The following is a 22,334-nucleotide window of genomic DNA, read 5'->3' as shown; positions in this document are numbered from 1 at the left end:
TATAATAGAACTGTTGTGTGTTTACGGTAGTGGTGATGCGGACAACGGTAAGGCTAGAATAAAAAAAACCATGTAAGAAATAATGACTTACATGGTAGTTCTTTGACGGATTGTTAATGCGGATGACGCATCATTATCTCATACTTTTTTCGATTTGCTTGGAAAGATCTTTAATATCTCCTGATTTAAGATTATACGATAATGATTTTGAAGTTGAATAGATGGTTTCGCCTGTTTTTGAATTTACCACACAAACAATTTTGCTCGAACTATCTTTAACGAAAAGTAAATAGTAAGCTGGTTCATCTGAGCTGGTAATCATCTTATCAAGTTCTGCTTTGGTGATGACTTTATAGGGGTACTTATAGTCGTCGAACAGGCGCTCCTCGTCGGCAGTTTTTTCCAGTTTACCAACAAAGGGGCTAAACCTGATCAGGTTAAAATCCGGAACATACAGGTTTTGCGTTGTTAGTTTAGCGAGTTGAGCTTTGTTGGCAATATCATCACGTGTAGTTACGTTTTTGCCGGCCGAAAGTAGATTAGTAATCTGGCTGAGATAGTTGTGCAACATACCGGGGCTCCAGTTATAAAGTAAGCCACCGCCATCGAAGTCGTTGTTTTTAAAAAAGCTTTTTACATCAAATGCTTTTTCATCGGGAGACAATGCCACCGCTGCTACCGGCTCGTGATCTGATTTTCTCAATAAGCGGTTTCCGGTAAAATATTTCTCTTTAAGGGTGGAGAGGGATAGCGAATAGTAAATGTTGGTTATGTTGTTCGATCTCATGGTTACCGCCTCAAGGGCCAGAAAGCTATCATTAGGGCTTAATGTACTCTGATGATCAGGCGAAAGGAAGTCAATGCCTTTGGAGAGTGTCCAGTTTTTTTGGGCTTGCTCCAGGTATTGACTGGCACCAGGAAATTTGATGCTTTGCACCATGATATAGGTTTTACCCTCTTTGATTTTGCTGAGCTTTTTCGCATCGAAGATGCTTACCTGGGCATTAACACTGAAAGAAGCTACCGTGAGCAGCAGCAGAGCGAAGCGTTTTAATTTGATTGTCATGATTGATAATGTTAAGAATAACTATTTCCAGTCGGTGTAAACGGCATCATTTTCGGATGTATAAATTTCGCCGGTTAAATTCCGATCTTTTTGTTTATTGAAGCCAATGGCTACAGGCTTGGTGCTTGATGGATTATCGGATGTACGGGTGGTTACAGCAAAAGATTTGCTCTCATTAAACAGTGGGGTGACCATCCCGTTATAGCTACCAAAACTGTACTCGCTGGCACGCCTGAAGTTGATAAACACGTAAGCCTGGTTGATGTGGTTGGGTTTGGTACTGTTGGAGATATAACCGAGAACAAGGTCTTGATTGTTGCTGGAGAAGGCGACATATTGCATGGTTGGATAAGTGGAATTGTCTTCAAATACCACATCTGCACTTTTATCGGCTGGTTTGATGATCATTTTGTATTTGTCGCCATATAAATAATGATAACCGTGTACTACATAGGCCAGATCGCCTTTCATGGAGACAGAGGCTGATAACACTTCGAGTGTAGAACCTGCAATTATTCCATTGTAGGTAAAGTCGGGCAGTTTCATATCTGTTCCAAAATATACCATTTTATTACCCGATAGGATGTAGAGGGTTTGATCGTCGGCGCTCCAGTCAAACGACTTGATATTGCTATACTGGCTTAGCCGGTTGGTTACCGTGCCGTTTATATCTGTAATGACAATGGTGCTGCTGTAATATTCCAGATAAGCGAACTTTTTATGATCGTGCGACATTTTGATCAGTCGTTTGATAACGCCCGGTGTATTGGTGATGCGTTTGCCGGGTTTGGTGATGTTTTCGAGATAGTAAACATCGTTTTTATAGATTAGCGCTACATGTTCTACATCTGGATTTTTGAGCTTAATCAATGCGTCGATCTCTTCTTTGGAGACATAAGGATTTTCTGCTTTTTTGCACGAAAAGAACAGGCTAACCAAAAAGATGGATAATAAAAGTATCTTTTTCATGAGCTTAGAATTGATAAGATATTCCTGTCCCTACAGACCAGGCGGTAAAAACTTTACCTAAATCTTTGTGAAATATTGCCGGAGTGAAATTATCATTGTTTCCGGTAGGAGAATAAAGATTGTATTTTGCCAATACATTAAGGGCGATAGATTCTGTAATTGCAAAAGAAACACCCAGCTTAGGGGCAATATATACGTTTCTATCAGCGATTCCGGTAAACGACGATTGGTAAGGGTCGGTAGAAGTGGTTTCGTAATCGGTTTTATAGATCCCGAAATTTAAACCAGCAAGACCTTTGATAACATCTGTAAACCGAATATGGTATAGAAACCCCAGGTAAATAGAAGTTACCTTATACTGGGTAAACGTGTCAATGCCATAGTTCTCTCCATCATCAAGCAGATAGTAAAATGCTTCGGCACGTGGCTGATAAACGTGGTGCCCGACAGTGATGTTAGCCGAAAACCTGTCGTTTTGAGATAGCAATACACTAATGTTTGGGGAAATTGCTGGTTTGTAAATGTACTTTAGCTCTCCTAGCGGAGAGTCGTAGTCGGCGCCAATCTGGACACCAATACGCAGCCTGTCATCCTCATAATAAGGATACTGGGCTTTCAGGGCAGTGCATAGCAAAGCCATGAAAAATAATAAGAGCGACTTTTTCATTTTTGTTTGGTGCGCTAAAATACATTTTTTCGAGAATTATTAAAACCGGATTAGTAATTTACTGAACCTTCGAAATGATAAATGGCCAGTTAACGGTTTTCAGTTCACAATTGACAATTAAACATTTCACCTGCTCAGAAGCGTTAAAATAAGTTAAACCTGATGGCCTGGCATTGGGGAGCACCTTAAATTACCTTAACTTGCTGTTATGAAAATCATTAACGCTGCCCTGGTATGGCTGGTAGTATGTATCGCCCATAACTCATTTGCACAGATCAACATCAATGGAAGTTTCGAAACGCTCAACCATCTTGGCATACCAGAGGGATGGGACCTGACTTACAGCAAGCGCAATACCTATGATATAGTACTCGACAGTGTAATTAAAGCTGATGGGAAATACTCGGTTTCGATTGCTGCGGCAAACAGACCTGTAGTGGGAAATGCGATTATTTTCAGCAGCAAGAAAAATTTTAATGGCAAAGTACTCTCGCTGGTGGGCAGTATTAAAACAGAAAATGTAACTGAAGGCTGGGCAGGATTATGGATCAGGGTGGATGGAACAGCAACAGAACTGGCCTATGATATGATGGAAAGCCAGGGCTTAAAGGGTACCAACGATTGGAAGGAATACCTGATACAGGTACCGTACGATCAGGTGAATGCAAAGAGCATCAACTTTGGGGCAATGCTTTTTGGTAAGGGCAAAATATGGGTTGATAAGCTAAAGCTTTATTTGGATGAAAAGCCGATTGAAAGTGTACAGCCAATAGCCGCTGATAACGTTCCGGATACACTTTATGAAAATTCATCACGGGTGGATACCATTATTGTTAACCCTCATGTATTGAAATATTTAACACTTACCGGCAAAATCTGGTCTTTTTTAAAGTATCACCATCCGGCGGTAACAAGTGGGCAGTACGACTGGGATGCGGCACTTTTTAAACATTTGCCACAAATTGTGCGCTTAGCGGATGATGCAGCATTTTCGGATTTTATGTTGCGCTGGATCGATAGTTTGGGCAAAACAGATCAATCATTATTAACCCGGCCAAAGGCTGTTAAAAAAAGCAGGGTTCACCTGTTGCCTGATGATGCGGGCATATTAACTGACAATAGCCTGAGTAAAACTTTACGCGACCAACTATCGAATATTTTTGTTGCTCAGCGAACAAAGCAAAGTCATTATATCAGTATGGTGCCTGGTGTAGGTAATCCGGTATTTGAGAATGAAAAGTTGTATGCGCTGAAGGCCTACCCTGATGCAGGGATCCGATTGCTGGCGCTATACCGTTATTGGGCTATGATACAGTATTTTTCGCCCAACAGAAAACTTACTGCGGTTGTATGGGATAGTGTGCTGGAACGTTATATACCCGAGATTTTAAAAGCGGCCAACCAGAACGAATACGCCGATGTACTGGCCAGGCTGGTTTGCAGTATTAAAGACGGACATGGTTTTCTGAGTTCGGCTGTATATCAAAACAGCCTGGGTAAATACAGCGCTCCTGTAAGGGCAAAGTACGTGGAAAACAAGCTGGTGGTAACGGGATATTTGAGCGGAGAGGAAGAGCGAAAGAAACAGATCAATGTAGGTGATGTGATTGAAGAAATAAACGGCAAACCGGTACCGGATATGATTAAAGCCTATACGCCTTACATTCCGGCATCGAACTTCGCCGCCACCATGCGCGATATGCCTGCAACTTATCTTTTGCGATCGGATACGATGAAAATGGTACTGGGGATTTTGGTGAATGGAGCAATAGTGAGAAAGACAGTTACGGGGCTTGAAAATTCGGTTGTTAAATACTCTGTATTTGATGCCAAACCAGATGATAAAGCCTTTAGGTTAATCAGACCAGGTGTGGGATACATACAGGGGAATAAATTTACCAAAACAGATATGGATAGCATGAAGAAATTATTTTCTGATACGAAGGGCATGATTATCGATATGCGTGGGTATCCCATTGATGACCTGATTGCAACCATTGGTACCTATATCCGGGATACTTCGGTGCCCCGTTTTCGGTTTAGTGAGGGCTCAGTGCAGCAACCCGGTCAGTTTACCTTTACTCTTCCTTATGGCGGTGCTAAGCCGGCAACCGGACATTACAAAGGCAAGGTGGTGGTTTTAGTAAACGAAACCACACAAAGTAATGCAGAGTTTGTAACTATGGCGTTCCAAACCGCAAGCCGTACCAGGGTAGTTGGAAGTACAACTGCCGGTGCCGATGGCAACATTTCTAAAATTATGTTGCCCGGAGGTTTCTCCACCTGGATATCGGGTATTGGTGTTTACTATCCTGATGGTACAGATACACAACAGCGGGGGGTGAAAATTGATTATTGGATTGAACCCTCTATTAAAGGAATTGCTAGCAGGATTGATGAAGTGCTGGAAAAGGGGATTGATATCATTGAAGGGAAATAATACTTAATATGCGGCAGATGCCTTCTCAATCAACGCAGCTTTATTCGGTACTTTAAGCCAGGCCTGATAGGCTTTGACCGCAAGCAAATGCAGCTTTTTAATATTGTAAAATTCAAGAGCGATTCTCAAACTCCTTTTGCCATAGCCCGAGACCTCAGGGAAAGCAATCTTTAGTATATCCTTAAAAAATCCTGAAATGACATTCCTTTTTTACTCCAACTCCCTTATTTATTGAATGAGCAGACCGAGTAAGCGGATTTTCGTGGAGCGCGAATGTTATTGCTAAATTAGTTTGTCAATTATTGAATTAATCGGTTACCTTAAGTTGCATGACAATTTTCCGGTTGTTAATGCCCAGATTGGATGTTCGGATTATAGTGCCTTGTAGGAGGCTTCCGTTATTTAAATTAAAAAGGTGTTTAGTGGATTCGCTGAATTCCATTTGCTTCCCTCCAAGTTGTTTCATAATGGCCTCGCCTTTAGCGGGGTTACTTTTGATGAGGAAATCGCGAATGATCGCGGTTAATATTTTGCCGTCGACCTTTTTAGTACTTTCTACTGTGCAAAGGGAATCTTTAACGCTGGAGAGCCACACCTTCTCTACTGCTTCAATGAGCACCGGACTAACTGGGTTGGGCATTTTGATATCATTTTGAACAACTTTGCCAGGTGTGTAATCAAATCCATTTATCAAGAGGAAAAATTTAACTGGTTTGGCAATGATGGTTTCTACACCAAGTGGGGTTTCCAATCCGATCTTCAACCGTTGAAAAACAGCTCTCGTTTCGGAGCTTCGGCTTTTCTCTGCCAGTTCTGCAGCCTTTTTAACTGCTATTCCGCGGATTTCAGCTGAATTTTTAATTTCAATAAATCTGCCAAATTCATTCACCCTGATCAGCAATGGCTGTCCTTTAAGCGGAGCCGTCAGCAAGTTTTCGAATACAGGTTCTCCAGGGGCCAGATTGATTTCGGTAAACCGCCAATCAAGAAGGTAGCCGGTTGGATATTTTTCGAGAACGGTAATGGCAACATTGAAATTGCTCAGATATTTTTTGGCTACACCCGCCTCTACATCAGTGGTATGATAGGCAATGCTGCAATGATGTACTTCATTGACTTGCCAACGGGGGAAAATGGAAATTTTAGCGGTATCGGCCTGCGCAAAAGTGATTACAGGCAGGAGGAGGAGAATTAATTTTGAAAGCAGAAGTTTCATTACCGGAGCGTTTGTTATTGGTTTTTATCGCTGGCAAATATAGGGTTATACAGGGATGATTTGAAATCAACCAAAAACCTCCACCTTTTCCTGTCGCATACTATCTTTTATTTTCTCCCGGTGCTGCCACCCCCACTCACTCAGCGTCCGCATCACCTCTTTTAGCGTTTTACTGTACTCGGTTGCTTCGTAAATAATGCTTACCGGCCTGGTAGGGTAAACTTGTCTCCTGATGAAATCATTTAACTCCAGATCTTTCAATTCGTTTGCAAGCACCTTTGGAGATATGCCTCGTAATTCGTGCTGGATCTCATTAAATCTTTTTGAAGATTGAACCAGGCTTAAGATTAATGGAAGCTTCCATTTGCCATTTAATACATAAAGGGCGTCCATAACATTCGTGAGCGAATTGGAACATTCATTTTTATCCGGAAGAATATTTTCTGCAGTCGAAATCATTCTTCAAAGATACGCACTTACCTGAATGTAAGCGCTTTCCTTTAGGTAAGTACTAACCTTTTTATAGTTGAGTAAATTACTTTTGCGGGTACAAAAATCCAATTAAAATTATGAAACGTATTCTTCATTTAATTTCCAGTATACAGGGAAACCAGTCTTATAGCCTACAATTGAGCAGGGCAATCCTGAAAAAGATCTTAGATAAATATCCGGGCAGTGTGGTTGAGGAAGTGGATTTGAACAACGTAAACATTCCACATTTAAATTCATCCTTACTGCAATCGATGTTTACGCCTGCTGATAAACACACGGAGGAATCGAGAGCACTCTTACGCTATTCGGATGAAGCCGTTGCCCAGTTGCTGGCTGTCGATATTGTGGTGGTTGGTGCGCCACTCTATAATTTAACGGTACCATCTACTTTGAAAGCCTGGCTTGATCACATCACTCGTGCAGGGATTACTTTTGGCTATGGGGAAAACGGACCGATTGGGTTGGTAAAAGATAAAAAGGTGTATGTAGCGATGTCGTCGGGAGGAGTGTATGCTGATGGGCCTGCAAAAGGCGCTGACTTTGTAGCTCCTTACCTGAAATCGGTATTCGGACTTTTGGGGATGACAGATGTAACTGTTTTCAGGGCCGAGGGTGTTAAGGTTGCTGGAGTGAAAGATACCGCGCTGGCGAAGGGGATTGAAAGTATTGTGATAGACTAGCGCCTGATCGAGAGGCGAATTTTCGCAGCAGGAAAATAAATACCTATCTGCAAAATAGCTGAAATGGGATGAGGGCAAATGTGGAAATCATTACGCAGGAAAGCTCACTATTGCAACTGTTTACTTAAGCAATGCATATGAGAAAAGATGTTGGAATTCTCTACATTTGCCTCCTACCAAACTACGCACTCACCATGTATCGATTATTGCTTCTTTTATCCTTTTTGTCAATCTTGGGTATAGCCCATGCCGAGGTATTTACGGTGAGCAGCCAACTGGATTCGGGGCCAGGTTCTTTACGTGAGGCGCTCGAAAAAGCTACGGCAAACGGTACTGCTGAAACCGACTATATTCATTTTACAGCCACTGCCAGGCTGATCAGTTTGAAATCACCTTTAATACTTTCCTCTAACCTTGTGATCGATGGAACCACTTTACCAGGTGCTGTGCTGGGCCTCTCGGATGCTAAAGTCACCCTCGAAACCACTATCCCTTATACCGATTATACGGAACGGACTGCACTAAAGGGGGCGGGCATTAACCACCTCGAGATTTATGGATTAAGTTTTTCAAATTTTGCTGCGGGAGGGCGTGGTGCCAGTGCCATTTACATCAACCAGGGTGCCGACCTTACTTTTGGCGTACCAGGGAAGGGTAATATTTTCCTGGCCTGCGATTATGATATCACCCTGTTCAAATGCAAAAAAATTAAAGTTTCGGCCAACTGGTTTGGAATTGCAGCAGATAAAAAAACAGTAGTAGGCACTGCCTTCGGCGGAACACTGGATTTCAGGTTGTGTGATGAGGTGATGATTGGGGGCGACACGAAGGCTGAAGGAAACCTTTGGGGCTATCGTTATTATGGTGTTGTAGTATCCGGGGTTAACCTTAATACACAAGCAGTGGAAGCAACAGGTGAGAAATGTATCATCAAAAATAATAGTTTTGGCGTGGAAGGCTTGAGTTCCGGAATCAGCAACCGTGGCATTATTCAGGACGTGAAGAATGTAGAACTGATTAACAATACTTTTATTGGCAGTGGCGCTTTCGACTTTAAAAACATTTATAATTCGGGAAAGATACAGGGAAACAGAATGGGCGTACAAAGTGATGGCAGTAAGTCTTATGTTTACAGTACAATAGGCCTGGAGAATTGTTCGAACATCGTTATTGGGGGCAAGAATCCTGGTGAAGCAAATGTGATGGCCAACCGGGTAAGCTTTGGGTCGGGAACGCCAGGTATATGGGCCACCAATTGCGGCGACATATTGATACAGCGCAATGCTATCTATTGTATTTCTGCGATGCCCATCACCTATAAATCAGAAAAATCGAAAGTAGAAATACCGGTGATTAAAATTAACGGGTATAATAACGGTACCCTAACGGGAACAGCTACGCCAAATGCGGAGATTGAAGTGTTTTCGGATGGGGAATGTTACCAGTGCGATGCCAAGAAATACCAGGGAAGCACTTTTGCTGATGCACAGGGAAACTGGACAATGACCATTACACCTGATATAGGCTTTACCGCTTCTGCCACATTGAACAACCGTACATCGGAGTTTTTAGGTATGAGCCTGCAGATGGGCAACTATACAGTAAAACAACCTACCTGTGGCCAGGCAAATGGTTCAATTACCGGAATTGTGGTAACGGGAGCTACTGCGGTAGAGTGGCGTAACGCTGAAAACAAACTGATCGGTACCAATGCAGATTTGAAAGGCCTGGCGCCAGGAACCTATTCGTTTACGGCCTACCTGGGTACGGCCTGTAAAACGCAAACCTCTACATGGGAATTAAAAGACGTGACGCCAGCGCTGTACACCACGGCGATGAAAATCCAGCCTGCCACCTGTAGCATGGAGAATGGCGGGATTAGTAACGTCTATCTGTCGAATCTTGAAACCGCAACAACGAAATCAGTTAATTGGTTGAATGATGCCGGTGAGGTTAAAGGGACTGCACTTACGTTACAAAATGTTAAAGGTGGAAACTACAGGCTGAAGGTGGTTACCACCTACGATTGCACGGTAATGTTTGGCCCTTTTAATATCCCTGCTGAGGGGGCTCCCGTTGCAGACATCGCAAAAGTGCTGACTGAAAATGCTGATTGTGATCGGAAGAATGGGAGCGTAACCGGATTGGCAGCTACCGGGAAAGGGGTACTATCTTTTACGTGGAGAAATAATAATCAGGAAATAATGGGTAATGAAGCTGATTTACGTGGTGTACCTGCAGGAAAATATACAGTAGAAGTGAAAGATCAGGGCTCATGCGGATCGCTTTTTTATTTTTTCACCATTGATGAGAAAAATGGCATAACCGTTGATGATTCAGCATACAATCTGAAAAATGCGGGTTGTACGGTTAATGATGGCTGGATCAAAAACCTGAAGGTGAGCTCATCTGAGCCCTTAAGCTACAGGTGGACAAATGATGCCGGAACAACTGTTGGCAACCAACCAGATATTGAAAACCTTCCGCCAGGAAAATACAAACTCACCATTTCAAATACTTATTGTAACCGCACGCTGGAGTACAACATCATCAGGCAAAGCGCAAAAGTTTTTCCCGAATTGAGTTATAAGATCACTGACGCCGCATGCGGTGAAGATTCGGGGATAATTACAGTTCAAACTTCGGGTATCGACCCCACAACAAAGCTGCGCTGGACGGATGCAACAGGCACAAACATTGGGAGTACGAACAGTGTAACGGGATTAAAGGAAGGTGTATACAGTTTGTTTTTAACAGATGAAAAAGAATGTGAGCAACATTATAAAGACTATACCGTTTTGCGGATTGAACCCCTCAGAATGGATTTAACTCAGGTAAAAAATCAGGCCGACCAGTGTGGTATGGGGCTCGGGTCGGTTAGTGACATTGTTGTTAATGGCGGGGTGGCACCTTATCAATTTGAGTGGCTGAATGACCACGAAGAAGTGGTGAGCAGACAAGCGCTGCTGGAAAATGTGCCATACGGATCATACAAACTACGGGTAATGGACAACAGCAATAGCAACTGTAACGTGGTGGAAAATGTATTTGTTATCGACAATATCGGCCAGGAAATTGCGGCACCGGAGCTGGCACAGGTAAAGTTGTGTGGCGAGGGGGAGGGAACCATAAAAGTGTTGAACCCTATTGCAGGAAACTATAAACTTTACCAGTTTGACACTGGCGGGCCGGCATTGATGGAGAACAACACCGGAATATTTACCCTGGACATGGTAAAATCAAAATCGTATTTCGTGAGCCTGGCGATCGGAAACTGCGAAAGCAAACGTACTGCTGTGCCTGTTACGTTTGCTGAAAAACCGGTTGATGTCCCTTCCTCATTCACCCCTAATGGCGATGGGGAGAATGATACCTGGATAATCAAAAATATTGAACAGTATCCTCAGGCAGTAATAAAGGTTTTTAATCGCCTGGGTAATGTGGTATTTAACAGTACCGGTTATAAAAGCCCGTTTAACGGAGAAACCAAAGGCAAAATTCTACCGGTTGGAGTGTATTATTATACCATTCACCTTGCAGCAAACTGCAAAAACATTTCGGGTAGTTTGACTTTGATGAGGTAAGTGGGGCTAATAAACAAAAAAAAGCAATGAGTTGCTGCCCATCGCTTTTCGCTGTCCAATAAGAGGTGTACTTTATTTACTTAATGCATAGGTAGCGCTGTATTCGGCAAGGCTTTGGGTGCTGGTTTTTAAAGCTGCAAACTGGTTCATTGATAAACTTGGTGTGTGGCCCATTACCAATGCATGATCTTTTGTAGCGCCGCTCAACGATAGGTTAGCGTGGTCTTTTAATACGGTGTACAATCCGTCGGTAGTAGAGTTGATGGTAGCTTGTGCGTAATCTGATAGGAACAACTGCAGAAATTTGGTTTCGATTTTACCTTCAGTTTTAACGATGGCGTGATCGGCTGCCTGGATGCGGAAAAGGTCTTTTACATATACGGTAACTTTTGCCTGCTCATTTCCTTTAGTGCTGATACATAGTTTTCCGCCGCACTCCGTTACTTTTACACTTCCGGTATTGTCTTCACTGTAAGCAATGCTACTGCGGCTGCCTTGTTTTACGGTAACTTCTACATTTCCCTGAACAGAGATGGAATTGAATTTTGCGTTTTCGCCTCGGATTGGTGATGGAGTAGTGCCGGCGAATGCTGTTGTAGCAGTTAATACAATTGCTAAACTTGAACTGATGATGGTGTTGATGAAAGTTTTCATATGCTTTAGATTTTAAGGGTTTAAATTTTTTGTTTTTATACTCATGAGACGCCGCTACATGAAAAACGTTGCACGCAATTTTCCTGCTTTATACTTACCGCCCAGGATTCTCGACGAACGGGCATTTTATCTATACTAATGTTAACTTATAGAATGTGGGGATACACGCACTAAACGAGGATTATTTCCAATTTGGGATCAGGATGCTAATGGAGACTTTTAAAATCCTGTAATAAGGCTTAACAAATTGTTAATCAATATTTAATGGCGAAACGGAGTACGGAAGGAGCTTATTGGCGACTTACGATTTGAGCTATAATAAGACGCCCATGGTGTTTTGCGTTTTTTTTATTATTAATTTCACATCAGCATGCAACATTAATCAGCTGGTTGCGACTTCCCTATAGAAACATATTGATAGCAGATTGTTAACGACTCAAATTTTGCCGATACCACGCGATATCACCGATCAGGAATTGATTTCCATGTGCATGCAGGGAAAGGATGCAGGCTATACAGGCCTGTATCAAAAATATGCCCGCAGGATTTATAATTCGATCAGTCGTCTGATTGTGCATACGGCAGAGGCTGAAGATATTTTGCAGGAAACGTTTTTCAATGCCTTTAGTGATCCGGAACGGTTGAAAGGGGTTTTAAATTTTGAAGCCTGGGTGAAGCGGATGGCAATTAATAAAGCCATCTCCCATCTGCGGAGGAGAAAAATCCAGTTTGCCGATATGGGCGATATGGACCCGCAGGCAGAGGAAGATTATGATATGGGGGAAGATGAGCTTTTTAATTGTAAGGTAGAGGATGTGAAAAAAAGTATTGATGCGTTGGCAACAGGCTACAAAACCATACTGAACTTATACCTTTTTGAAAAGATGAGTCAGGAGGAAATTGCAGGCGTGCTGGGTTTATCGCATGCAACGGTGAGAACACAATATCACAGGGCAAAGAAGAGAATATTGTTGGCATTAAAAGATAAGGCATATTATGAATGATCCATTAAAAGATTTTGTAGAGCGGAACCGGGAGGAATTTGATCAGTTAGATGCCCCTCAGTTTAACCTGGATTTGTTTAAGAAACAAAAAGAGGTGCCTGTGCAACAGAAAACGAAACCTGCCTTTTTACAGATGGGCAAGTGGTTGGCTGCGGCAGTTATATTGTTAGTTGTGGCAGGGAGCTTTCTGATTTTCAGAACTTCATCCACGAAACATTTGAATACGCAGGCATCAACGACAAAAAAAACACAGCCTGTGCAGGTTGTTTCTGATTTGAAGGAGCCGGTTAAAGCGCATGTTGCAGCAGTTATGCCTGGCCGCAGTGGTAATATAACAGCCTCCAAAAATGTAAATGTGGCGCAGGTTTCCAAACACGTATATATGGCTGAAAAAGTTGATCAACTGACAGACAGCAGCTCGGCCAGTAACCGTTTAGCATTGATATTAGAAATTGATAAAAGCGGGTACATCAGTGAACATATGATCAACCGGTTAGCGAAAACATTGGAACGCGATGGAAATAGCAACGTTCGTTTGGCGGCCCTGAATGTGATGGGTAAATATAAAAATGACGCGCATGTTTCAGCATTATTAATAAAATCGCTGAACAGCCAGAACGACCCCCTGGTGCAGCTTGAATTGGTGAGGGTTTTGGGAACAATGAACAATGCAACGGTTGACGACCGGCTTTATGCCCTGGTGAACGACCCTAATACGCTCGATGCGGTAAAAGATGAGGCCTACATGGTTTTAATGAAAGAAAATAAGCAATAATAGAAAATAGAGGATATGAAAAAACAACTCCAATTGATGGTAGCACTGATGGTTTTAGGCTTGTCAGTTTCTGCACAGAAAGAATATAAACTGGCTAAATCGTCAGGAAAGCTTAATCTTAATTTAAGTGGTGCGACGGTAGAAGGCTATAACGGTGGTGAGATTATTTTTAGCTCGCCCGCTTCGGAAAAGGAGCAGGTTGATGAAAGGGCTAAGGGGCTGAAGGCTGTTAACAGTTCAGGCTTTAAAGACAATACAGGATTGGGTTTAGATGTGACGGTTAAGGGCGAAGATATTAATGTGAACCCGGTAAGTTTAACGGATGACCGCCGTTTCAAGATCAGGGTACCACAAAATATAAAGGTTGTGTTTACAAATAACAGCTCCATGTATCAGGATAGCCTAACACTCAAAAACCTGAAAAGTGAAATTGAGGTTTCTGTTAATTTCAATGAGGTGAAGTTGGAAAATAATACGGGGCCCGTAAATGTGAAAACTTTGAATGGTTCGGTTGATGCGGTTTTCGCTGGTGAAATTAAGGGGCCTATTTCTATTGTCTCTGTACATGGACATGTGGATGTAGCACTGCCTAAAACGGCGAAAGTTTCTTTAGAGGCAGGTACCAATTACGGTAAAATTTATGCCGCTGAAGGACTGAATATTGCCATTGAAAAAGAAGCTGTTGAAAAAACCGATAAGCCTGCAACAGGGGTTGCATACACCACCAACGGAAGTGTTTTATTTAGTGGACTGGTTTCGGGCACCGGAGCAAAAGCCAGCACCAGCACACTTACAACTACCCAGGGCGGAAACAGGGTGCTGAGTGCGATAAACATTTCGATGCGCAAGGAATCGGAGAATATAAAGGGGAAGATTAACGGGGGCGGTACGGTTTTGATTTTGAAATCGAACCATGATAGTATTTATATAAGAGAGAAATAAACCAAACAACTGAAAGCCCCGCACATGCGGGGCTTTTTTTTTAACAATAGTCAGGATCGAGTGAAGCCAGTGTGAAACTGGTGTTTGCTCTTTTTGTGTTTTACAGCCCTCCATTCCCATGGGGCCGTTGGGTTTTGATCATGCCAAAGGCCTGCCCGTTGTTTTCTGGCAGTTAGTTCCAGTTGAGCGTAACGTTGATCTGTAGAATATTTTTTGAAGTGCCATGCCATTCCTTGTCTGATCATTTCCTGATTTACAATCTGCTTTTTATGGTTGGCCACCACAGCAATCAATCTTCTGTAGCGATCGAATTTTTCTCCGTAAACGGTTACCTGCTGCCCGAAGCATAAGTTAGAAAGGGCGATTTTGGCATTGTTGCCGAAAGGTTGTGAACCGCGCTTTTCAGGACAGTCGATATTTGCCAAACGGATTTTAACAGGTTGATTCAGATATAAAACTTCCATGGTGTCGCCATCCAATATCCGGATGACTTTTGCACTGAATGTTTTGTTTTTTAGATCGGGAAGTGCCGGGTTTGCTAATGGCTTGATCCACAGTAATAAAATCAAAAGAACTATTTTTCCCATCCACATAAGGTTTTACCCTGGCTCTTTGCTTTTTCTAAAGTTACTTTAATGATTTTATGCTGGCAGTTGCTTAAACCACGACAGCTCGTGGTGTAGTGGTATTTTTTTCCGCCTTCGCTGTCGCAAAGGTAAACGGTTTGGGTTTCTTTGCAAGCGATTGTGGCAAAGAAAAGGATGATTAGGGAGAGGGTTTTCATTGGGGGTGATTTTAGAGGGATTATTTAGATTAGTATTTGCTCCAAACTAGGCTTTTAAACTCACTTTCTTCAGCCCACTTCTTCCATACGGCTTCAAGAATTTCATTATCTCGTAAACCAATTGGGTTTTCATAAGTATGTTTTGCTTTATCAAAGTCTCTTTCATGTGTTTCAAGGACATGTAAATCGACCAGCTTATGTTCATTCTTTTTTACTGGTCTTAAAGATAGGCTGGGATCATTTACAATTACTTGCTCGATGTTTAAGTTTCGACCGACACAATTCATTCTTGCTTTTCTTATCTCCGGTAGTCCAAATCGGAATTGGCTATTTTTTGTCTTGGTACTATACTCTAGATAGCCATCTGTGAATATATAGATATGATTCTCATAATGTATAATGGTAGAATCAATGCCGTCAGTTATGATCTTGTCTTTTTTGATCAAATTACCATTCGAAATTTTTTCAATCAAAACACTTAATAAATCCAAACCAAGGTCTTTGGTATTCGCATATTTATTTGCTACCGATAATTCAAAATCAATAAGTTTTTGTTTCAATCCGGATTTTTGATACTTACCAGTTGAATTTATAAAACTTTGTTTTTCCCCCAGGGTTTTTAGATCATCAAGATTAATGCTTACACTACTTTTGTCAGAAAAAGTTGAAAAATACAAGCTTGACCTATCACCGATTTTTTCACCGGGCTTTACACACTCAGTTTCAAAGTATTTCAATAATTTTTGAATTTCTAAAAAATCTTTATTGGAGAAATTTTTATTTGAAATTCTGTCAGACATATCTGATAGTATAATAATGTTTTGATAGGTTAGTCTTTTTTTTACAGGTTCTACTTCACAAGAATTACATGATTGCAATACTACAATCAACGCGAACAATTTTAAAAGGTGTTTCATCCTAATAGGTTTTTATAATTTGCTCTATATCTTTGACTCTATTAGCGACTTCTCTTTCTGCATAAAGCTCTGGCAAATATTCAATGTAGCCAGACTTATAAACTGCAGTTACACTACTTAGTATTTCTTCAGTAAAGACTTTACCTGTTGATATTTTCGCCATAAAATCTTCGTAAATTATTTTAATGTTTTTTAATAGCTCTATATTATTATTTTCAACAAGTATTTCATTAGAAGTTAGTTGTCTGTCAAGACGCTGTAGTTCATCGTACTTTTGTTTTATCAAACTTTCATTTTCTGCCAGTTTCATTGACAATATTTCCTTCTCCATTGCTAAGTCCAAATGATCTCTTTCTAATAATTCTAATCTTTTATGCTTATCAGAGTCAACAAGCTCTCTTCTTGACTTGGTATAAGCGTTTACAATAAAATCAATGATAAAATGAGTTATAAATAGCGGTAACATACCAAAGGTGAAAATCATATAAAATTCACCATGTTTAATAACTTCCCAAGCCTGCATTTGCGATCCCTGGCCAATAAGTAAAGATTTAATTTCATCTGTATTTAATGCAACCATTGTGGAAACTACGACATCAAATAGCACAAGTCCGAGCCAAAAGCATAATGTATTAACTGTTTTGTTCTTGCTTCCAATTAATTTTAGATTTGAAACCAGTATGGGTATTACAAAGAATAAACTTGCTATTATGCCAAATAAGATTCCTTGTTGCCTAAAAATTTTGACAATCGCATTGGCATCAATTAGTTGAGGTATACCAGGGTTGATCCCTGCTTCCAGAGACTTTCGAATTTCATTCGATTCGAAAAAAACTTTAAAAATTGCGGATGCAAAAAATACTGACAGGTAAAAAGCAAAAATAAATAATCCCAAGACTGCAAATACGTTTCCTATCGTCCAAAATTTCTTGATAACGAAAGATGACTCTAGAGATCTTTTTTCAAGTTTATTTTTTTCTATATCGTTATTGATCTGTAATAAGCCTTTTTCTGCTGTCACTTGATTTCCGGCTTCAAATATGGATTTATCCTGTTTAAGTGTAGTTATGTTTTGATTTAGGATTTTCCTTTCTAAATCATCATTGAGCTTAATTCTTTGCAGATCAAGCTGTCTTTCTGCTTCGATATCTTTCTTCTTGCTTTCGTAGGCGGAATTGATGTTTTCAACCATGATGCTTTTTTTACTACTCAAGCTGACATCGGTTGCATACATTCTAATTTGTTCTTTAATATTTCCGTAATTCGCACTGAAAATATGTATGTTACCTGAACTTTCTTTTGAGTTTTCGTATCCCAGTTTTTTATACTCATCGGTATTGATATTCGCCGTAGCGTAAACAAGATCAGATAATTGTTTTGTAAAGGAATCGGCCATGTCTATTTCTTTTGTAGGAACTTTGGAAAGATTTTGCTGCATAGTATTTGTTTCATTTACGTTTATCTGATGATCAATGTTATATCTTAGTCTCTCAAACTCGGATAAAAATTGTCGATATGTATGGGGGTCATCAGAAATTTGGATGTTTTCTACATTATTGTTGCTTGCGTTATAGGAATAATTGTATGAGCCATTTAGGGTAATCTTATTATCAATTAGACAAAATTTGTGATGCATCATTCCTCTTTCATCACCAGTTTCAAATGCATGAAGATTGACATTGGCTTCCCTCAACATTCCCTTAACGGTCTCATTTTGGGCGTTTGAAGATAGAATTATGTCGACAGCAATGCCTCGGTTTTTAGATTCAATAATAACACCGGCAATATCTCTGTCTGTGAACCAGGCCATTGCTAGATAAATACTCTGCCTGGAATTTCGTATTTCAGAAATAATTCTTTGTTTTATTTCTGTGCCATTTGTTAAAATATCATTCATTCATTTATTTTCTTCAGAATTGTTTGTGGATGAATTTCGAAAAATGCGGGATCGCCCACTTACGTCCCATTTGTAGAATAGGGCAATCCCTGCATTTTTTAAAGAGAGGAGCGTTATTGGTAATTTTCTAATGTTTGATGTAATTGATTTCGGAAACTGTAAATCTCGTCGAGGCTGTACAATTGCTTCTTTTCGCCGGCATCTTTGCCATTGGCGAAGGTTTCGAAATATTTGTTTGCTGTATTGAAGTGTAGTCGACAAAGAGGTTTGCGATTGTTATCATCTAGCAGTATACCGAAATAAGATTGTGTATCGCGGGGAGCAATCCGTTCTGCACCTATCTTTTCTCGCAGTATGGCCTTAACGATCTGGAAAGCCTCAAGCTCTTCGTCGGTCGTGATAATTTTAGAATCGCTGCTTTCGGTAACTGGCTGTGCTTTGCCATCACTTTCTGGCTTAGCCTTTTCATTAATATTTAAGGCCGACTTTAAACGATCGCTAATGGATTCATTTATTGAAAGTGTTAGCGCCTTTTTGGCATATTCTTTAAAGGTGGTCATTCTGCTGGCGGTAAGCGGTTTGTCGAAGAAACGGTTAACCAGTAGTTTAACCAGTTCATCGCTGGGGTTTTCTATTTCTTTCTCAAACTCTTTCCTAATGGCTTTGATGTACTTTAATCCTTCGGCCGAATCTAGTATGTTTTCGAGGCTATATTCATTTTTAGTGAAGCTCTCCAAAATCTTGATGGCGTTATCTTTCAGATCTTCTATATCGATGGTTAAAAAAGGCTTCTCATCCATGATGTTAGGCTTCTCCAGGTCGGCATAGAAGTTATATACGGTACCGTTCGTAAGTACGCCAAACCTGGCCTTTGAAACATGGTAGTAACGGTGGAGTTGGGAGTTATGGGCATCGGCACTTTCTTTCCAGTGCTTACACTCAAAAATCAGAATGGGCTCATTGTTCTTGCGGATTACATAATCTACTTTTTCGCCCTTTTTGGTACCAATGTCACAGATGTGCTCGGGGATTACTTCTGTCGGATTAAAGATATCATAACCGAGGATTTGAATGAAGGGCATAACAAATGCATTTTTGGTCGCTTCTTCAGTGTTAATCTGATCTTTAAGTCCAACTACTCTTTGGTGTAGTTGCTCAAGCTTTAATTTGAGATCCATTGTGAGGGTGATTTTGATTTAATCAAATGTAGCGCTAACCACTCACCTGTTTTTACGGGAAACCGTAAGCCTCGAAAAAAAAATATCTGGAAATCTGCTAAATAATGTTTTTGTCTTTGCAGTAAGCAATAAGCTGCTCATTTTTTGTGAATCCAAAGATAGCCTTCATTGATCCTAGTTTCTTTTCAACGCTGCTTAACCCGAATGGGGTAATGCTATTTGCCTGCAGATAATGCGGAATGTCTTTTTGTGAGGTACCCTGCGCCAGTTGTGAAATGATTGCCAGTTCGACAACGCTGAAGTCATAATCAATTTCTGCTTTCTCTTCCTTTTTGAGGTTTCCTGATAAATATCTGCCGCCCTTTGAAATGGTTTCAATAGCTAATTTAAGATCCTGACTGTCTCTGCGTCCTTTGGGTACATATGCATCGATATCATATTCTTTAAACAGATGTTGAGCAACTGAAAGACGATTTTCTACGGAGAAGACCAGTACTTTTAAATCTGGCTGAACATCTTTTGCCGCTTTGATCAATGCATTTCCGGTTGTAATGATTTGTTTGGTATGATCGTCATCGAACGACAAATCGGTAATCAGCAAATCGTAAGGATAACCTTCGCTTATTGCCTTTTTTATACGTGCCAAAGCATCATCGCAATAATAAACCTGATTTTTTATATCGTGTGAAATTCCCAGGTCTTCTAATGCCTTTTGTACCGATATGTTTGAACTTTCATAATCTTCTGCGATTAATACTTTTTGTAACATAGTTCTTTATTAGTGAATTGGAAAAGAAATTTGAATCTCTAATCCGGCGTGATCTACATTTTCAAAAGTAATGTTGCCCGAAATGTTTTCAATACGGGTTCCCGTACTCGTTAGGCCATTATTAAAATTCACTTTATCAGGAAAGCCAATGCCGTTATCCTGATATTTAATCTTTGCTTCATTTGTTGTTCTGCTAAAGGTTAATTCCACAATATTGGCTTTGCTATGTTTCTTCATATTTACCATTAGTTCCTGTAGAACCGGTTCCAGCTCTTGTTTGGCTGCAAGAGGAATATCTTTCCAAAAGGCTGAATGATTGCCATGCAATATCACTGTGGTAGATGATGAATTAAATGTTTGAAGCATTTTGCCAATCTGTTCATGGAAGAGATTTGTAGGAGGTGTGAGCACTGATTTATCGTATGAAATATCCCGCGACTTTTCATACATATCTTCAATCTTATCCAAAATACTTTCTTTATCTATTTCGGGTTGATTTTCTATTTCTGTCATTACCCGGTACAGTCCGTTGGCTACTACATCGTGCACTTTTTTAGAAGTTTTTAAGCGGTTTTCCTGAATTGTTTTATCTGCTTCGAAGGCCAAAGTTTGTTTACGTTTCCGGTACCAGAATATGCCGAAGATCCCTAATCCAATGGCTCCCAAGCCCAATTGCAATAGCTGGTAATTTTTAGCCGAGTTTTCCTTTTGCAGCAACATATTATCAGCTTTTTGTTTTTCAACATCAAAACGTATAAGTGCAAATTGATTTTTAGCTGCATTACGCGCAGTTTTTAAGCTGTCATTGATCTGCTGATAATTTTTGAAGTAAAGCTTTGAGTCTGTTGCGGGTGCCAGGTTGATTAGTTTTTGCAATGCTTCAAGTTGATCGTCGGGGCTGTTAATCTTTTTTGAAATGATGAGCATATCTTGAGCATACTTCAGTGCGAGGGAGGAATCTTTTTCCTGGAAATAATCAGACAGGTGGGCGAGACTAGCATTTTGGCCCCACAAGTCGTCATTTATTTTTCGGATTTGCATGGCACGTAAATATTCTGGAGCGGCATTGTATTTAGGGTTTTGGAGCCATTTTGTCCAGGCATAATTGTCGAGGCATTTAGAGAATAATTCCTGATCTTGTTGTACTAAACTGTTATTTACTAGGCTTTTTAAAATGCTTATCGCTTCGGGATATCTTTTTTGTTCAGATAATGATACGGCTAAATTATTTTTGTGCATTAAACATTTCGGTGTATCTACGCATAGATTGATCGCTTTCCTATACCACGCTGTTGCACCCCTAAAATCATTTAAACCGGCTTTGGCAATTGCTATGGTATTGTATAATCCTGAGAGATAATCGCTACCAGGTTTGGAGTAACGAATTGCATTTACAGCCATTTCTTCAGCTCCAGTATAATCTCCCTGATCGCATTGAATGATGGCCATATAAAAATACGATTTTGCGATAAGTGTACTGTCTTTATAGGTACTGGTAATTTTTGAAAAAAGAGAATACGAACTATCGGGTTGATTCAGATAAAGCTTTGCGGCTTTGTTGTAGAGCGGGTCAATTTTTTCTGGCTCATTGGAAAGCTTTTCTTTCTGACAAGAGATAGCAAGAGTTAAACATAGAGCGATTAAAGATTTTTTCAAGGGATTGAGTTTATCTATTTCACAAATTTAGATAAACAAATATAAAAAAGCAGGGCAAATTTTGCCCTGCTTTTTGAATACTTAAGGCTTCGGAGGGGTATGGCCAGTTTGTCCGCCAGTATCATCCCCAGGAGGGGTATCAGGATTGATAGGATCTTCATCACCCGACTCACTAGCATTGCTTGCAGAAACGGTGGTTGAAGAATTACAGTTAGTATTTGAATTGGTGTTGGATGGACTTACGAGTCCTAATAAAATTGCGATAAATAAAGGAATGAACATGATTCAAAAATTTTAGAATTGAATTACTGTGTAGGTCCCCGCGACCCATGCGCGGGGCTTGCTACGATGTAGTTCAGAAGGCCTTCTGAAAATTTTTGGGAAGTGGTGAGTTTCCATCGCGGGAGCTTTTTAACTGCTTCCCAAACCGGTTATTGGCAACCGCGATTTTCACTCGTTTTAGCAATCAATGTTTTCATAAAGCGCGATTAATTAGAAGGCGCTTTCGCTGTTTGCTGATACAAAGATGTAGGGTTTAAATAGCCCAAGAAGGCGGAATTCCTACAATTCCCGATTTTGTAAGTGTATTCCTGTGTAATTCCTGAAGGATTCCGGGATTCCGTAAAAAAATTGATCTCAAAACG

Annotated in this window: 20 protein-coding genes; 6 read left to right on the top strand and 14 right to left on the bottom strand. The window is 40.5% G+C overall.

Annotated features, from left to right (window positions below; all coding sequences use genetic code 11):
• Positions 1-133: 133 nt before the first annotated feature.
• From R2Q80_RS07695 to R2Q80_RS07685, 3 genes are read right to left on the bottom strand one after another with little or no spacing between them, the layout of a single operon-like run.
• Entirely contained in the window at positions 134-1,066 is a 933-nt protein-coding gene (locus R2Q80_RS07695) for a hypothetical protein (RefSeq protein WP_316799036.1), read from the bottom strand.
• 21 nt (positions 1,067-1,087) lie between these two features.
• Complete coding sequence (locus tag R2Q80_RS07690) at positions 1,088-2,035, bottom strand: hypothetical protein (protein WP_316799035.1); 948 nt, start codon at positions 2,033-2,035, stop codon at positions 1,088-1,090.
• Between the two features lie 4 nt (positions 2,036-2,039).
• Positions 2,040-2,702, bottom strand: a complete 663-nt coding sequence (locus R2Q80_RS07685; protein WP_047799851.1) for a hypothetical protein — start codon at positions 2,700-2,702, stop codon at positions 2,040-2,042.
• Between the two features lie 208 nt (positions 2,703-2,910).
• Here R2Q80_RS07685 and R2Q80_RS07680 point away from each other — a divergent pair, with 208 nt between their 5' ends.
• Positions 2,911-5,142 carry a S41 family peptidase gene (locus R2Q80_RS07680; protein WP_316799034.1) on the top strand — a complete coding sequence of 744 codons (2,232 nt, stop codon included), beginning with the start codon at positions 2,911-2,913 and terminating at the stop codon, positions 5,140-5,142.
• Positions 5,143-5,449: 307 nt separating this feature from the next.
• Here the strand turns inward: R2Q80_RS07680 and R2Q80_RS07675 are convergent, their stop codons facing one another.
• Together R2Q80_RS07675 and R2Q80_RS07670 are read right to left on the bottom strand one after the other, a co-directional pair.
• Positions 5,450-6,358, bottom strand: coding sequence for a hypothetical protein (locus R2Q80_RS07675; protein WP_316799033.1), 909 nt, complete (start codon positions 6,356-6,358; stop codon positions 5,450-5,452).
• A gap of 66 nt (positions 6,359-6,424) precedes the next feature.
• Positions 6,425-6,817 (bottom strand): helix-turn-helix domain-containing protein, encoded by a 393-nt coding sequence (locus R2Q80_RS07670; protein ID WP_316799032.1) that lies wholly within the window; start codon positions 6,815-6,817, stop codon positions 6,425-6,427.
• 110 nt (positions 6,818-6,927) lie between these two features.
• On the opposite strand from R2Q80_RS07670, the gene R2Q80_RS07665 reads away from it, so the two are divergent.
• Both R2Q80_RS07665 and R2Q80_RS07660 read left to right on the top strand, forming a co-directional pair.
• The gene (locus R2Q80_RS07665) at positions 6,928-7,530 is read left to right on the top strand and encodes an FMN-dependent NADH-azoreductase (protein WP_316799031.1); all 603 of its coding nucleotides are present in this window, start codon (positions 6,928-6,930) and stop codon (positions 7,528-7,530) included.
• A gap of 137 nt (positions 7,531-7,667) precedes the next feature.
• Positions 7,668-11,114 (top strand): gliding motility-associated C-terminal domain-containing protein, encoded by a 3,447-nt coding sequence (locus R2Q80_RS07660; protein ID WP_316799030.1) that lies wholly within the window; start codon positions 7,668-7,670, stop codon positions 11,112-11,114.
• Between the two features lie 72 nt (positions 11,115-11,186).
• Here R2Q80_RS07660 and R2Q80_RS07655 read toward each other — a convergent pair whose 3' ends face one another.
• On the bottom strand, positions 11,187-11,768 hold the full coding sequence (locus tag R2Q80_RS07655; protein ID WP_316799029.1) for a GIN domain-containing protein: 582 nt from the start codon (positions 11,766-11,768) through the stop codon (positions 11,187-11,189).
• A gap of 443 nt (positions 11,769-12,211) precedes the next feature.
• Between R2Q80_RS07655 and R2Q80_RS07650 the strand changes: the two genes are divergently transcribed.
• Genes R2Q80_RS07650 through R2Q80_RS07640 form a run of 3 tightly spaced genes read left to right on the top strand, consistent with a single transcriptional unit; the run spans position 12,212 to position 14,489 of the window.
• The gene (locus R2Q80_RS07650; protein WP_316799028.1) at positions 12,212-12,772 is read left to right on the top strand and encodes an RNA polymerase sigma factor; all 561 of its coding nucleotides are present in this window, start codon (positions 12,212-12,214) and stop codon (positions 12,770-12,772) included.
• A complete protein-coding gene (locus R2Q80_RS07645) occupies positions 12,765-13,547 on the top strand; it encodes a HEAT repeat domain-containing protein (protein WP_316799027.1) in 783 nt (260 codons plus the stop codon). Before R2Q80_RS07650 ends, R2Q80_RS07645 begins: the two co-directional genes overlap by 8 nt.
• A gap of 15 nt (positions 13,548-13,562) precedes the next feature.
• Positions 13,563-14,489 (top strand): hypothetical protein, encoded by a 927-nt coding sequence (locus R2Q80_RS07640; protein ID WP_316799026.1) that lies wholly within the window; start codon positions 13,563-13,565, stop codon positions 14,487-14,489.
• 50 nt (positions 14,490-14,539) lie between these two features.
• Here R2Q80_RS07640 and R2Q80_RS07635 read toward each other — a convergent pair whose 3' ends face one another.
• The 8 genes from R2Q80_RS07635 to R2Q80_RS07600 all read right to left on the bottom strand — a co-directional run bounded on the left by R2Q80_RS07635 (position 14,540) and on the right by R2Q80_RS07600 (position 21,972).
• Positions 14,540-15,076 carry a thermonuclease family protein gene (locus tag R2Q80_RS07635; RefSeq protein WP_316799025.1) on the bottom strand — a complete coding sequence of 179 codons (537 nt, stop codon included), beginning with the start codon at positions 15,074-15,076 and terminating at the stop codon, positions 14,540-14,542.
• Complete coding sequence (locus R2Q80_RS07630) at positions 15,064-15,273, bottom strand: hypothetical protein (protein WP_047799866.1); 210 nt, start codon at positions 15,271-15,273, stop codon at positions 15,064-15,066. Before R2Q80_RS07630 ends, R2Q80_RS07635 begins: the two co-directional genes overlap by 13 nt.
• Before the next feature lie 29 nt (positions 15,274-15,302).
• A complete protein-coding gene (locus R2Q80_RS07625; protein WP_316799024.1) occupies positions 15,303-16,190 on the bottom strand; it encodes a hypothetical protein in 888 nt (295 codons plus the stop codon).
• A 1-nt stretch (position 16,191) separates the two neighbouring features.
• Positions 16,192-18,087: a phospholipase D-like domain-containing protein gene (locus R2Q80_RS07620; RefSeq protein ID WP_316799023.1), complete on the bottom strand. Its 1,896-nt coding sequence runs from the start codon at positions 18,085-18,087 to the stop codon at positions 16,192-16,194.
• Positions 18,088-18,200: 113 nt separating this feature from the next.
• Positions 18,201-19,265: a type I restriction endonuclease gene (locus R2Q80_RS07615; RefSeq protein ID WP_316799022.1), complete on the bottom strand. Its 1,065-nt coding sequence runs from the start codon at positions 19,263-19,265 to the stop codon at positions 18,201-18,203.
• 97 nt (positions 19,266-19,362) lie between these two features.
• Positions 19,363-20,034: a response regulator gene (locus R2Q80_RS07610; protein ID WP_316799021.1), complete on the bottom strand. Its 672-nt coding sequence runs from the start codon at positions 20,032-20,034 to the stop codon at positions 19,363-19,365.
• A gap of 9 nt (positions 20,035-20,043) precedes the next feature.
• Positions 20,044-21,690 carry an ATP-binding protein gene (locus R2Q80_RS07605; protein ID WP_316799020.1) on the bottom strand — a complete coding sequence of 549 codons (1,647 nt, stop codon included), beginning with the start codon at positions 21,688-21,690 and terminating at the stop codon, positions 20,044-20,046.
• Between the two features lie 81 nt (positions 21,691-21,771).
• Complete coding sequence (locus R2Q80_RS07600) at positions 21,772-21,972, bottom strand: hypothetical protein (RefSeq protein ID WP_316799019.1); 201 nt, start codon at positions 21,970-21,972, stop codon at positions 21,772-21,774.
• Positions 21,973-22,334 lie beyond the last annotated feature (362 nt).

Origin of the sequence: Pedobacter frigidisoli (assembly GCF_032678525.1) — a bacterium.
Taxonomy (GTDB): Bacteria; Bacteroidota; Bacteroidia; order Sphingobacteriales; family Sphingobacteriaceae; genus Pedobacter; species Pedobacter frigidisoli_A.
Note: the sequence above shows the minus strand (reverse complement) of the source record. Positions and strands in the feature narration are given on the sequence as shown.

Coding starts and splice junctions, on each gene's coding strand:
- R2Q80_RS07695 (WP_316799036.1), bottom strand. CDS start 1,066: ATGACAATCAAATTAAAACGCTTCGCTCTGCTGCTGCTCACGGTAGCT.
- R2Q80_RS07690 (WP_316799035.1), bottom strand. CDS start 2,035: ATGAAAAAGATACTTTTATTATCCATCTTTTTGGTTAGCCTGTTCTTT.
- R2Q80_RS07685 (WP_047799851.1), bottom strand. CDS start 2,702: ATGAAAAAGTCGCTCTTATTATTTTTCATGGCTTTGCTATGCACTGCC.
- R2Q80_RS07680 (WP_316799034.1), top strand. CDS start 2,911: ATGAAAATCATTAACGCTGCCCTGGTATGGCTGGTAGTATGTATCGCC.
- R2Q80_RS07675 (WP_316799033.1), bottom strand. CDS start 6,358: ATGAAACTTCTGCTTTCAAAATTAATTCTCCTCCTCCTGCCTGTAATC.
- R2Q80_RS07670 (WP_316799032.1), bottom strand. CDS start 6,817: ATGATTTCGACTGCAGAAAATATTCTTCCGGATAAAAATGAATGTTCC.
- R2Q80_RS07665 (WP_316799031.1), top strand. CDS start 6,928: ATGAAACGTATTCTTCATTTAATTTCCAGTATACAGGGAAACCAGTCT.
- R2Q80_RS07660 (WP_316799030.1), top strand. CDS start 7,668: ATGAGAAAAGATGTTGGAATTCTCTACATTTGCCTCCTACCAAACTAC.
- R2Q80_RS07655 (WP_316799029.1), bottom strand. CDS start 11,768: ATGAAAACTTTCATCAACACCATCATCAGTTCAAGTTTAGCAATTGTA.
- R2Q80_RS07645 (WP_316799027.1), top strand. CDS start 12,765: ATGAATGATCCATTAAAAGATTTTGTAGAGCGGAACCGGGAGGAATTT.
- R2Q80_RS07640 (WP_316799026.1), top strand. CDS start 13,563: ATGAAAAAACAACTCCAATTGATGGTAGCACTGATGGTTTTAGGCTTG.
- R2Q80_RS07635 (WP_316799025.1), bottom strand. CDS start 15,076: ATGGGAAAAATAGTTCTTTTGATTTTATTACTGTGGATCAAGCCATTA.
- R2Q80_RS07630 (WP_047799866.1), bottom strand. CDS start 15,273: ATGAAAACCCTCTCCCTAATCATCCTTTTCTTTGCCACAATCGCTTGC.
- R2Q80_RS07625 (WP_316799024.1), bottom strand. CDS start 16,190: ATGAAACACCTTTTAAAATTGTTCGCGTTGATTGTAGTATTGCAATCA.
- R2Q80_RS07620 (WP_316799023.1), bottom strand. CDS start 18,087: ATGAATGATATTTTAACAAATGGCACAGAAATAAAACAAAGAATTATT.
- R2Q80_RS07615 (WP_316799022.1), bottom strand. CDS start 19,265: ATGGATCTCAAATTAAAGCTTGAGCAACTACACCAAAGAGTAGTTGGA.
- R2Q80_RS07610 (WP_316799021.1), bottom strand. CDS start 20,034: ATGTTACAAAAAGTATTAATCGCAGAAGATTATGAAAGTTCAAACATA.
- R2Q80_RS07600 (WP_316799019.1), bottom strand. CDS start 21,972: ATGTTCATTCCTTTATTTATCGCAATTTTATTAGGACTCGTAAGTCCA.